The organism is Vibrio sp. 10N.286.48.C11 (assembly GCF_041469805.1).
Lineage (GTDB): Bacteria > Pseudomonadota > Gammaproteobacteria > Enterobacterales > Vibrionaceae > Vibrio > Vibrio crassostreae_C.
On the sequence record NZ_JBFRLK010000011.1, the window covers coordinates 1 to 12,547 of the forward strand.

Consider the following 12,547-nt stretch of genomic DNA (forward strand, 5'->3'; position numbering starts at 1 on the left):
TCCTCCTACTCGATTCTGAAGTAAGGCGCAGGAACGTTTCACTCCGAGATGCGAGTACGCTGCGCTCCGGGATACGAAGAGCGAGTGCTAAAAACAAAAAAGGATTGACGCAATACGCCAATCCCTAAGTTTTTTTCGAAGACCGAATTTCAAATCTATTTATAAATGCACAGCATGTTCAAATAGCTATCCGTTAAGCTTGAAAGCTCTTCTGGCGTTTCTACACGTTTCGCTTGGATGAATAGCGAGTAGCAAATGCCGTGGAATAGATTCGCTAGATGTTTAGGGTCGTGATCGTCACAGACTTCGCCGCGTTCAATCGCTTTGCTAAACATGTTTTGTACTAACATTTGGTTAGTGCGGTTCGTTGTTACGAATAGCGGCCATACTTCATCACGAGTCGAAGCGCTCCATTCGAACCATACATTTAACCAATGGCTATCTTGAGCCACTAACGTCACCATTTCAGTCGCAATATTATGTAGGTTTTGTTTTGCGTGAATATCCAGATCGATATTGTCTGAAAGGAAGTTAGAGAATTGGCGTACAACGTGATTTAGTACTTCATCAACCAGATCTTCACGGGTTGGGAAGTAGTTAAATACCGTTGCGACAGACACCTGAGCGATGTCTGCAATATCAGCGTGTCCACCACGACCGATGCCGCGGCGAGAGAATACCTCAAGAGCGATTTCCATCAATTGAAGTTTTCTTTTTAAAGGTGAAAGCCTAGTTCTAGGTCTCTTAGATATTGAGTCCATTTTATTTTCCTTGCCAACGAAATTTTTATATTAATGATTTTATTATTATTTAAGCCAAGATGAGTGTAATGGTGCATATGCGAATGGTCAATCCTTTCAGCTTGTTTTATAGACAGTTACATCAAACTTGATACATAAAGCGTGATCAGCATTGATGTGAAAGGAGACGAGTATTGGATAAGGCACCAGCGCACATTTCGTGGAGAATCTGACAGTAAATTCGAACCATAAGGTGGTGTGGGTATTTGAGCAGTGCTAGACTTACGCACAAAATTGAGCGACACAACTGACGAAACTGTCAACATTCGTCGCAATCACCAAATAGAATGAGAGCAGTATGAAGCATACAGTTGAAGTCATGATCTCTGAGCAAGAAGTTCAGGATCGAGTGAACGAACTAGGCAAACAGATCACGGAACACTACAACGGTAGTGAAGATCTAGTTTTAGTTGGCTTATTGCGTGGATCTTTTGTCTTTATGGCAGATCTTGCTCGTGCTATCGATTTAACTCACCAAGTTGATTTCATGACCGCGTCTAGCTACGGCAACGGCATGGAAAGCTCACGTGATGTTCGTATTTTGAAAGATCTTGATGATGATATCCAAGGTAAAGACGTTCTACTTGTAGAGGATATTATCGATACAGGTAACACGCTGACTAAAGTAAAAGAGATTCTGAGCCTACGTGGTCCTAAGTCTATCGAAATTTGTACGCTATTAGACAAGCCTTCTCGCCGTGAAGTGACGGTAGATACTAAGTGGATTGGTTTTGAAATCCCTGACGAGTTTGTTGTTGGTGTTGGTATCGACTACGCACAAAAATATCGTCACCTACCGTACATCGGTAAGGTAGTACCTCAAGAGTAATCATTACGCTTGTGGTTTAGAAGTCATTAAAAAGCCCGCTTGATGCGGGCTTTTTGTATATATGACGGAATGGGTTAGCTTTGTTGACTAAGAAGAGGCGTCGTTAAGATCTTGTTTAATGCATCTAAGTGACTGTTCTCTAAAGTATCGTTACTTGAGCAACGTACGCCAAGGTCCTGTAGCTTGCCATCGCCAATACCATAAACCACACCATGGATTTCAACGTCTTGGCCACGCTCCCACGCATTTTGCATAATGGTTGAGTTACCTAGGTTATAAACCTGTTCTGCGACGTTAATTTCGCATAACTTGTCACCCCATTGCTCACGAGGAAGCCCCTCGATTTGCTTGCGGTATTTTAGGTAATTGTCACGGATGTGCAGTAACCAGTTGTTGATAAGACCAAGTTTAGGGTTATCAATCGCCGCGTTAACACCGCCACAACCGTAGTGACCACAGACAATAATGTGTTTCACTTTAAGCACATCTACTGCGTACTGAACAACAGATAGACAGTTTAGGTCTGTATGAACCACTTGGTTGGCCACGTTTCGGTGAACAAACAGTTCTCCAGAATATAAGCCAGTCAGGCGCTCGGCTGGAACTCGGCTATCTGAACAACCTATCCATAGAAAACCAGGGCTTTGACCCTCTTCAAGCGTTGTAAAATACTCAGGTCTTTCAGAGCGAATTTCTTCAGACCATTTGGAATTGTTCTCAAAAAGCTGTTTTATTTCTGGCATCTTGCTTCTTACATCCCTCAATTAAGATGCTTAACTATACACAATGTTACAAATTCAATCTCGTAAAAACTGCGTCAAAATGTACTCATCTGACGTGTTCTAGTACGGAAAATCATAAACTTAGCCCACTATCAATAATCCGGTTATAAGACATGAATAATGTGATTGAATTAACACTTTCTGAACACTTGATACATTTGCTAAAGTGATAAGGTTTGTCATTTCATCATCAGGAAGGTGTGTTTTGTTTGGAAGTCGTTTTACGGATATCAATCTCAAAGGGGATATGTTTGGCGGTGTAACTACAGCCATCATCTCGTTACCTTTAGCATTGGCATTTGGTGTTGCTTCTGGCGCGGGAGCTGAAGCTGGCTTGTGGGGCGCCATTATGGTTGGCCTATTTGCAGCATTGTTTGGCGGTTCGAGTAGTTTGATTTCTGAACCTACCGGCCCGATGACGGTGATCATGACTGCCGTAATGACGAGTATGGTTGCTAAATATCCTGAAACGGGTATGGCAATGACCTTTACTGTCGTGATGATGGCCGGTGCATTCCAGATATTACTTGGTACGTTAAAGCTAGGAAAATACGTCACTTTGATGCCATATAGCGTGATCTCCGGATTCATGTCGGGCATTGGCGTTATTCTGATTATCTTGCAGCTGTCTCCATTGTTAGGGCATGCCGCTCCATCCGGTGGTGTAATGGGCACGCTCTCTGCTTTACCTGATACGCTAGCAAACTTAAAAGTGAGTGAGCTATTTCTAGGTGCTCTGACACTCGGTATTCTTTTTGGCTTCCCCGCTAAGTATCGTAAGTATGTGCCTGCTCAACTGGTCGCGTTAGTGGCTGTAACGCTCTTGTCCGTCATTATTTTTGATACCGACTCTATTCGCCGTATTGGTGAAATCCCAGCTGGTTTACCTTCCCTCGTTATCCCTACGATCAGCGCTGAACAGTTTACTACTATGGTTATCGATGCCTTGGTGCTTGGTACATTAGGTTGTATTGATACGCTTTTGACCGCGGTTATCGGAGATTCATTGACTCGTAAAGAGCATGACTCAGACAAAGAGCTTCGTGGCCAAGGCATTGCCAATATGATCTCTGGCCTGTTTGGTGCACTACCTGGCGCGGGTGCCACTATGGGGACTGTAACCAATATTCAGGTGGGAGCGCGTTCTCCGCTTTCAGGTGTTATTCGAGCTTTAGTACTTGCGCTCGTGGTATTGGTTGCAGGTGGTTTAACAGAACCGATTCCTATGGCAGTGCTGGCTGGTATCGCGATGTATGTTGGTTTCAATATCCTAGATTGGAGCTTTATCCAGCGCGCGCACAAGGTTAGCTATGCCGGCATGGGCGTGATGTACGGCGTGATGCTATTGACTGTGTTTGTTGACTTGATTATTGCCGTTGGACTGGGTGTGTTTATCTCGAATATTCTGATTATTGAAAGATTAAGCCGAGAGCAAGCCAGACAAGTTAAGGCGATCAGTGATGGTGATGATGAAGACGATATCCCATTGACTGATAGCGAACGTCAGTTACTCGATAGTGCCAATGGTAAGGTGCTATTCTTCTACCTATCAGGGCCGATGATATTCAGCGTTTCAAAGGCGATTTCACGTCAGCACTCAAGTATCTCTGACTATGAAGCGATGATTCTAGACCTGACAGATGTGCCTATGATTGATGTCACTGTTGGCCTAGCGCTAGAGAATGCGATTAAAGATGCATTGGATGCGCAGTGTGAGGTGTATCTGCTGTGTCCTAATGAGAATACTCGTCAACAACTAGAGAAGTTCCACGTGATTGACCTAGTACCTGAATCCAACACTTATCGATTCAGATATGAAGCCCTGACGGCAGCAACAAGCTATGTCGACAGAGATGAGCATCAATTTGAGTCAGTTTAATTTTTCAGTAATAAGCTGATATGAATGACCTGATATGAATAAGCCATAGACGCTCACTTCAAGACTGATCATTAATGCCGTTAAGTGAATCACTTAGCGGCATTTTTATATTTATTGAACGTTGATTTAGTCTTCACGTAGCCAAGACGCTTATTTGTTTTCGAAAGAAACTCTCACACGATATTTGTATTAATCGTCAATCAACGATAAACTTGTTTGCAAAATGGCCGAGTTAACAAGTTTGGGTTAGTTTTCTGCTAGCTCGTTTTAAGCATTACTCTCTTCCTCAAGCTCGGTCGTCTACATCTTATCTATAGCAAATGGCAGTCTATCTCTATGTATGCATTAGAAATTGAGCAATTAAGAAAAACTTATGCTGGGGGCTTCGAGGCTCTTAAGGGCGTTAGTTTACAAGTAGAAAAAGGCGACTTTTACGCACTACTTGGTCCCAATGGTGCGGGTAAATCAACCACCATTGGTGTTATCTCTTCACTGGTAAATAAAACGTCAGGCAAGGTTAAAGTGTTCGGCTACGACATTGATACCGATCTGGAATTGGCGAAGCAGAACTTAGGCCTTGTGCCTCAAGAGTTTAACTTTAACCCGTTTGAAACCGTTGAACAGATCGTGCTGCAACAAGCGGGTTATTACGGCGTGCCAAAAGCATTAGCGAAAGAGCGAGCGAAAAAGTACCTATCTCAACTCGATCTGTGGGAAAAGCGTGGCGAACGCGCGCGTAACTTGTCTGGTGGTATGAAGCGTCGTTTGATGATCGCGCGTGCATTGATGCATGAACCTCATTTGTTGATCCTTGATGAACCGACAGCAGGCGTTGATATTGAACTACGTCGTTCAATGTGGGAATTCCTAAAAGAGATCAATGAGAAGCAGGGCATTACCATTATCTTGACCACGCACTACCTAGAAGAAGCAGAAATGCTGTGTCGCAACATTGGTATCATCAATCGCGGTGAGCTGATTGAGAACACAACAATGAAAGCGCTGTTGGGCAAATTGAGTGCTGAGACCTTTATTCTGGATCTGGAAGAGGGCACGACTGAACCTAAGCTTGAAGGCGTGAATAGCCAAGTGATGGTCAATGGCTCGCTAGAAATCGAAATCGACAAGAACCTAGGTTTGAATACCATCTTTGCTCAATTGAGCGAGCAACAGGTTAAAGTCCTCTCTATGCGTAACAAAGCAAACCGTCTAGAAGAGCTATTTGTGAGTATCGTCCGTGAGGGGAGTAAATAATATGTACAGCCTATATTGGACCGCTTTCTGCAGTTTGTTGACCAAAGAGATCAATCGCTTTACTCGTATCTGGGTGCAGACTCTGGTGCCGCCAGCGATTACCATGACGCTTTACTTCATCATCTTCGGTAACCTGATTGGTGCGCGTATTGGTGAAATGAACGGCTTTAGCTACATGGAATACATTGTTCCCGGTCTGATCATGATGTCGGTGATCACCAACTCATATTCCAACGTTGCTTCATCGTTCTTTAGTGCCAAGTTCCAGAAGAACATTGAAGAGCTGCTTGTAGCGCCTGTTCCTAACTACGTGATTATCGCCGGCTTCGTAATGGGTGGTGTGGTTCGTGGATTGTTAGTGGGTACCATAGTAACCTTCGTGTCGTTGTTCTTTGTCGACTTACAAGTTGACCATTGGGGCGTGATCATTGCGACGGTATTTTTAACGTCGGTAGTATTCGCTTTGGGTGGCTTGATTAACGCGGTATTCGCACGCACGTTTGATGATATCTCTATTATCCCAACCTTTATCTTAACGCCGCTGACGTACCTTGGTGGTGTGTTCTACTCGATCAGTCTATTGCCTGAATTCTGGCAAGGTGTATCGAAGTTGAACCCTATCGTGTACATGGTTAACGCGTTCAGATATGGCTTCTTGGGTGTGTCTGATGTGGGGATCGTGACGTCGTTTGGCGTACTAGGTGTGTTTATCGTGCTGTTGTATGGCATTGCACACTACCTAGTGACAAAGGGTATTGGCTTACGTAGCTAACCTTTGGTTCATCTAAGTAACAGGTAAAGAAAAAGGTCGATATAACATCGACCTTTTTTTTGTTTTGCGTTAAGAGCAGAAGCCGACTATTCAGTCGTTTCTTCTTTCACTTCTTCTTTGGTTTCCGTTACCAAATCGAGAACTTGGTTATCGATAAGACGCGTCTTACCTAGGAAAGCCGACATTAGAATCACTGCTTGAGTTGATTCTGAAGTGATCGCTTGCAGAGTTTTAGCATCACAAATGAAGATTTCGTCAGGTTGAAGATCTGCAGCGCGTAGCTGGTCAGTAGCATCTTCAATCACTGATGCGTAATCATCGCGACCACCACGAATAGCGCTGCTGATCCAGCGCATAGTACGCGCTAAAACGGGCGCTCGTTGGCGCTCGTCAATCGTTAGGTTGCTATTGCGAGAGCTCATTGCCAAACCATCCATTTCACGAACGGTCGCAACGCCGACAACTTCAATGTCTAATGCTAAATCAGTGGTCATCTGGCGAATAACAGCAAGTTGCTGAAAGTCTTTCTCGCCGAAGCATGCAAAGTCTGGCTGAACGATATTAAACAGTTTAGTGACAATGGTTGATACACCACGGAAGTGACCTGGACGAGAGGCACCTTCAAGCATGTGAGATATGCCAGGGACCTCAACAAACGTCTGCTTGTCTAATCCATCTGGGTACATCACCTCTGGCGTTGGTGTAAATACTAGCTCAACCCCTTCACCTGTTAGTTTGCTTAAATCTGCTTCTAACGTTCGAGGGTAGTTGTTTAGGTCGTCTGCACGGTCAAACTGCATTGGGTTTACAAAGATGCTTACCACAACGATGTCGGCCAGTTCACGAGCTTTCTTTACCAGAGTCAGGTGGCCTTCATGCAGGTTTCCCATTGTCGGTACAAAAGCAACCGTACGTCCATCACGCTTAAACTGTTTAATCTGCTCACGAAGAGCCGCTATTTCAGCAAAAGTTTGCATACTTACTCCTAAGCGATTGTATGAGCTTCATCAGGGAAGCGCGCGCTCTCTACTTCTTCTTTGTATAGAGCTACTGCCTTACGCATATCACCTGTTTCTGCTAGGAAGTTCTTAGAGAACTTCGGCATGTAGTTCGCAGAAATACCGAACATGTCATGCATAACCAAGATCTGACCATCGGTAACATTACCTGCGCCGATACCGATAACCGGTACGTGACAAGCTTCTGTAATTCGTTTTGCCAATGAAGCTGGCACACATTCAAGTAGAACGATTTGAGCGCCTGCGTTTTGCAGTGCTAACGCGTCAGCAACCATTTTGTCGGCTTGCTCGTCGTCACGACCTTGAATCTTGTAACCACCAAAAATGTTCACAGACTGGGGCGTCAAGCCTAAGTGTGCACATACTGGTACTGCACGTTCTGTTAGCATCTTCACAGTATCAACCAACCAGCTTCCGCCTTCGATTTTTACCATGTTCGCACCAGCACGCATCAAAGTCGCTGCGCTCTCACAAGCTTGTTCTGGCGTCGCGTAGCTCATGAAAGGCATGTCAGCCATAAGAAGACAATTTGGGCTACCAGCACGCACTGAGCGAGTATGGTAAGCAATGTCTTCAACGGTTACTGGTAATGTATCGTTATGGCCTTGTAAAACCATACCCAGTGAATCACCGACAAGCAGTACTGGCATTTCTTGGCTTTCGAATAATTGAGCAAAGCTCGCATCATAAGCTGTCGAAGTCGCAAATTTACGGCCTTCACGTTTGCATTTGATCAGGTCGTTAATGGTTACTTTTTTCATTGGTTTTCCTTAATGCGCTTGGCTATTGTTGCCAAACATTGAGCCCGTTCTTATCTACTATTTTCAGTAGTTCTGTCAGCTCAGTCCCATCAGGGAGTTGTAAACTTGGTGCGATTTCAGCAAGCGGGTAGAGTACAAACTCTCGTTCTTTCATTCCATAATGAGGAACGATTAAGCGCTCTGAATCGATCACCTCATTGCCGTATAGCACAATGTCGAGATCCAAGGTTCTTGGTCCCCAACGTTCGTCTTTACGGACACGCCCTTGCTCTAGTTCGATCTTTTGAGTGCAATCAAGCAGTTCAATTGGCGTTAATTCGGTTTGGATAGCGACTACCGCGTTGATGTAGTCTGGTTGATTTTGCGGTCCCATTGGAGTGCTACTATATAGCTGAGAGGTCGCAATAAACGTTGATCGCGGTAGGCTTTTTAGCGTTTCGATAGCCAAATTTGCTTGGCTAACTGGGTCGGCAAGGTTGCTGCCGACCGCAATGTAAGCAGTTATCATTCTGATTGCTTACTCTTTTTGTTTCGGTAAGTCTTACGGCGACGATGGCCTGACTTTGATGGTGCTGCAACGTCGTTAGCCATTGCTTGACGCATGTTACGACCTGCAGTCTGATAACGCTCCCACCATTTTGCTAACTCTTTGGTTTCGCCACCTTCAATCTCACCACGCATTTCTAGGAAATCGTAGCCTGCACGGAATTTGTTTAATTCCATTAGACGAACAGCGCGTTTACCGTTGCGACGAGGCAGTCGAAGTTGCAGTTGCCAAACTTCGCGAATGGTTGCTGTGTGACGACGAGGAATCGCAATAGACTTTACTTGCTGATCTAGAATGATGTTACTCGCTTCCATGATCGCATCGTAGTGTGCCATACCCTGTTCAGCGACAAGTTTGTCTGCCAGCTTGTTCATTGGGTACCAAAGCATCGCTGCGAACATGAATGCTGGGTTTACTCGCTTACCATCTTCGATGCGAAGGTCGGTTGAATCGAGAACCAAATCAAGCATCTGCTCTGTGTGTGAGTCGTAATCTTCAGTGAAGTGCTCCGCTACCGCTGGGAATATCTGTTGGAATAGATTGTACTCGCGCATCAAGTGATAGGTTTCTAAACCGTGACCTGATTGCAGTAATTTCAGAGACTCTTCGTAAAGGCGCGCTGCTGGGATATCTCTTAGAAGGTGAGCTAACTCTTCAATCGGGTCAGCCGTGTCTTCTTCGATGTCGAAATCCAGTTTAGCGGCGAAGCGCATTGCACGTAGCATACGTACTGGGTCTTCGCGGTAACGCGTTTCTGGATCGCCAATCAGGCGGATCAGTTTATCTTCTAAATCTTCTACACCACCCGCGTAATCGTGGATGCTGTAGTCTGCAATGTTGTAGTACATCGCGTTGATTGTGAAATCACGACGCTCTGCATCTTCATCAACACTGCCGTACACGTTATCGCGCAGCAGCATGCCTTCTTTCGATTGTGCAGAAACGTTTTTTGATGGTTCTTGGTGGTGACCACGGAAAGTTGCCACTTCAATGATGTCACGACCAAACATGATATGTGCCAAGCGGAAACGGCGACCGATAAGGCGACAGTTTCTGAAGAGGTGTTTGATCTGCTCTGGCGTTGCGTTGGTCGCAATATCAAAATCTTTTGGCTGAGAGCCTAATAAGATATCGCGCACACCACCACCGACTAGAAATGCGTCAAAACCCGCACCATTCAGGCGATATAGCACTTTTAGTGCGTTGTCGCTGATCTGCTTGCGTGAAATATTGTGCTCTTGACGAGTATAAATATTCAGAGCTAATTCGTGGAATCCGCGTTGTTCGCTTGGGGTATTGTCGTTTGTATTCATTAGTTTAGAACAAAGTAGGTATCGCCAACTTTGTTTTTCTCTTAGTCCAAAGTGGTAGTGCAGAGTTTAATTGCGGCTAATAATAGCTTAGCGCGAGCCATTTGAGAACATCGTCTGCTTAACCACATTGGTTGGTTATGGCATTTTTATGTGTCGTTTTTGCTATTTGCCGTGAGTTTCGAGCTAATTACAGTGCTCTTTTTGTAAACTATCAGGTAACTGACTGACGTTCCATTGCTGGCAGCCCCACAATAAAATCTCATCCATTGAAGCCTCACAAAGAGCCGTCGGGATATCAAAACCTAAGAATCGCATCGCGTTGAGTAACGTTGGTTTTGGGGTGTCGAGATCTATCGCGGTGGCATGGTTCTGTTTTGACAGTTTATTCCCCAAGCCATCGGTTGCCAATGGTAAGTGCAAGTAGCTCACTGTTTTTTGCTTGAGCGTCTTATACAAACTGATTTGTCGACCGGTGGGTTCTATCAGATCTGCGCCTCTTACGACTTCTGTTACTCCTTGTTCGATGTCATCAAGGACAACGGCCAAGTTATAGGCAAACAATCCATCTCTGCGTTTAATAATAAAATCTTCTACAGCTAGTGCTTTAGGGATTTGAATGGTGCCGTGGCGAACATCATCAAAGGATTCTACTGGAAAGTCCATGCACAAGCGCACCGCCTGTTCACCTGAATCGATTAGGCCTACATCTCGACAGTGACCATTGTAAAAGCCGCCCAAAGCCTTTATCTGCTTGCGGGTGCATTGGCAGTAGTAGGCTTGATTGTCAGCAACCCATTGATCGATTTGAGCTTGATACAAGTCATGACGTTGGCTTTGATAGACGACTTCACCATCCCAAAATAGATGGTAAGCCTCAAGCGTCTTAAGAATGAGGTCTGCAGCGCCGGCCATTTCTCTTGGCGGGTCGAGGTCTTCCATACGAACTAACCATTTTCCTTGGTTAGATTTCGCTTGAAAGTAGCTACCAAGAGCAGCAACAAGTGAGCCAAAATGAAGAGGACCTGACGGTGATGGTGCAAAGCGCCCGATATAATTCATGAGTGAACAACCTAATCTAAATGGTACCGCAGTAGCCGATTCTTAAGACGTTTGACAAGAGCTTTAATGCCTAGAACTAAGCTTCAATCTATAGAACAAGGTTTGATGTATAGAACTAAGGCTTAAAGCTGCTATTTACTATCAAGCGTGTGAAATACTTCGCTTGGATAACAAACAAAAAAGGGAGCCAAGGCTCCCTTTCTTTACATCTGCAAGAATTAACCTTGCATCTGTTTTTCTTTGATCTCTGCAAGTGTTTTACAGTCAATACAAAGATCAGCAGTTGGACGAGCTTCAAGGCGACGAATGCCAATCTCGATACCGCAAGAATCACAGAAGCCGAAATCGTCTTCTTCGATCTTGTCTAATGTCTTCTCAATTTTTTTGATAAGACGACGCTCACGGTCACGGTTACGTAACTCTAGGCTGAATTCTTCTTCTTGAGAAGCACGGTCAACTGGGTCTGGGAAATTCGCTGCTTCGTCCTGCATGTGGTGCACAGTACGATCAACTTCTTCCCTGAGCTGGTTGCGCCAAGCTGCTAAAATTTTTGTAAAATGTTCCGTTTGCTCAGGTGACATGTACTCTTCACCTGGCTTCTCTTGGTACGGTTCAACACCTGCGATGGCTAGGATGCCTAGCGCTTTTTTCTTAGATTCTGGCATACAGCATCTCCTATTTACACCTAGTCAACTGCAAAGCAGCTAATTTTAAGGCGGGTATCTATAGCAGAAAGAACGAATGGTGGCAAATACTCTTATTCAAACTTGCAATCAATGTGATTAGTTCAGCATCTTTGCCTAGCTATTGATAAATTCAACAGCTTGTTTTAGTTGTATTTGAGTACTGCTGAGCTCTGCTTTATAGCAAAGCACTTGAACTCCAGCGTCTTGTGCTTGTTTTAGTAATAACGAATATTTGGCGTCTATATGGTGTGCCGCAGACACTTTTTCAATACCTGAATGTAAAACAGTGAATAAAAGTACGGCTCTATTTCCAGATTCGACCATTTCTGTGAGTTCACGCAGATGTTTTTGGCCTCTGGTTGTGACCGCATCAGGGAAAAAACCTTGCCCTTTAGTTGACGTTTCTAGCTCGTCGAGCAAAGTGACGCTTTTCACTTCGATATAGCAAGGCGGCTTTTCGTTATCTTCAAGCAGAATATCAATGCGACTATTCTCACTGCCATATTTCACTTCGGTTCGTAACGCGTTATAACCTAAGAGTTCAACTATAGTCCCATTTTCAATTGCTTCCACTGCTAGCTGGTTTGCCCGCGCAGTATTTACACAAATACGATGACCTTTGTCTGTTTCTGAGATCTCCCAGCTGTTTGGGTACTTTCTCTTTGCATTATCGGAGGTTGAGTACCACACCGTATTGCCAGGAGTCGCACATCCTGTCATCGCTCCAGTGTTAGCGCAGTGAATAGTACGCTCGCTACCGTCAGGAAGTTGGATGTCAGTGAGGAAACGTTTATAGCGTTTAATAAGAGTCGCAGGCTCTAATGGCGGATTGAAGTGCATATTACT

Annotated in this window: 13 protein-coding genes; 4 read left to right on the forward strand and 9 right to left on the reverse strand. The window is 44.6% G+C overall.

Annotation, left to right across the window (positions count from 1 at the left end; genetic code table 11):
* Positions 1-155: 155 nt before the first annotated feature.
* A complete protein-coding gene (locus AB4209_RS03495; protein ID WP_019824386.1) occupies positions 156-761 on the reverse strand; it encodes a LuxR/HapR/OpaR family quorum-sensing transcriptional regulator in 606 nt (201 codons plus the stop codon).
* Positions 762-1,098: 337 nt separating this feature from the next.
* Here AB4209_RS03495 and hpt point away from each other — a divergent pair, with 337 nt between their 5' ends.
* Positions 1,099-1,629 carry a hypoxanthine phosphoribosyltransferase gene (gene hpt / locus AB4209_RS03500; RefSeq protein WP_017059438.1) on the forward strand — a complete coding sequence of 177 codons (531 nt, stop codon included), beginning with the start codon at positions 1,099-1,101 and terminating at the stop codon, positions 1,627-1,629.
* A 74-nt stretch (positions 1,630-1,703) separates the two neighbouring features.
* On the opposite strand, the gene can is transcribed toward hpt, so the two are convergent.
* Complete coding sequence (gene can / locus AB4209_RS03505) at positions 1,704-2,372, reverse strand: carbonate dehydratase (RefSeq protein WP_017063246.1); 669 nt, start codon at positions 2,370-2,372, stop codon at positions 1,704-1,706.
* 286 nt (positions 2,373-2,658) lie between these two features.
* Between can and AB4209_RS03510 the strand changes: the two genes are divergently transcribed.
* From AB4209_RS03510 to AB4209_RS03520, 3 genes are all read left to right on the forward strand, one after another.
* Entirely contained in the window at positions 2,659-4,290 is a 1,632-nt protein-coding gene (locus AB4209_RS03510) for a SulP family inorganic anion transporter (protein WP_017063247.1), read from the forward strand.
* A 336-nt stretch (positions 4,291-4,626) separates the two neighbouring features.
* On the forward strand, positions 4,627-5,544 hold the full coding sequence (locus AB4209_RS03515) for an ABC transporter ATP-binding protein (RefSeq protein ID WP_017059435.1): 918 nt from the start codon (positions 4,627-4,629) through the stop codon (positions 5,542-5,544).
* A 1-nt stretch (position 5,545) separates the two neighbouring features.
* Positions 5,546-6,316, forward strand: coding sequence for an ABC transporter permease (locus AB4209_RS03520; RefSeq protein ID WP_010435987.1), 771 nt, complete (start codon positions 5,546-5,548; stop codon positions 6,314-6,316).
* An 86-nt stretch (positions 6,317-6,402) separates the two neighbouring features.
* Here AB4209_RS03520 and panC read toward each other — a convergent pair whose 3' ends face one another.
* The 7 genes from panC to sfsA form a co-directional block, all read right to left on the reverse strand.
* Positions 6,403-7,293, reverse strand: a complete 891-nt coding sequence (gene panC, locus AB4209_RS03525) for a pantoate--beta-alanine ligase (RefSeq protein WP_017059434.1) — start codon at positions 7,291-7,293, stop codon at positions 6,403-6,405.
* Between the two features lie 8 nt (positions 7,294-7,301).
* A complete protein-coding gene (gene panB, locus AB4209_RS03530; RefSeq protein WP_372054853.1) occupies positions 7,302-8,096 on the reverse strand; it encodes a 3-methyl-2-oxobutanoate hydroxymethyltransferase in 795 nt (264 codons plus the stop codon).
* 22 nt (positions 8,097-8,118) lie between these two features.
* Positions 8,119-8,604, reverse strand: coding sequence for a 2-amino-4-hydroxy-6-hydroxymethyldihydropteridine diphosphokinase (folK, locus tag AB4209_RS03535; RefSeq protein ID WP_004735459.1), 486 nt, complete (start codon positions 8,602-8,604; stop codon positions 8,119-8,121).
* Entirely contained in the window at positions 8,601-9,956 is a 1,356-nt protein-coding gene (gene pcnB / locus AB4209_RS03540; RefSeq protein WP_372054855.1) for a polynucleotide adenylyltransferase PcnB, read from the reverse strand. The genes folK and pcnB overlap by 4 nt, the downstream gene beginning before the upstream one ends.
* Before the next feature lie 183 nt (positions 9,957-10,139).
* Positions 10,140-11,015: a tRNA glutamyl-Q(34) synthetase GluQRS gene (gene gluQRS, locus AB4209_RS03545; RefSeq protein ID WP_372054857.1), complete on the reverse strand. Its 876-nt coding sequence runs from the start codon at positions 11,013-11,015 to the stop codon at positions 10,140-10,142.
* A 218-nt stretch (positions 11,016-11,233) separates the two neighbouring features.
* On the reverse strand, positions 11,234-11,680 hold the full coding sequence (gene dksA / locus AB4209_RS03550) for an RNA polymerase-binding protein DksA (RefSeq protein WP_004738189.1): 447 nt from the start codon (positions 11,678-11,680) through the stop codon (positions 11,234-11,236).
* Positions 11,681-11,815: 135 nt separating this feature from the next.
* On the reverse strand, positions 11,816-12,541 hold the full coding sequence (sfsA, locus tag AB4209_RS03555; protein WP_102394608.1) for a DNA/RNA nuclease SfsA: 726 nt from the start codon (positions 12,539-12,541) through the stop codon (positions 11,816-11,818).
* Positions 12,542-12,547: the final 6 nt, after the last annotated feature.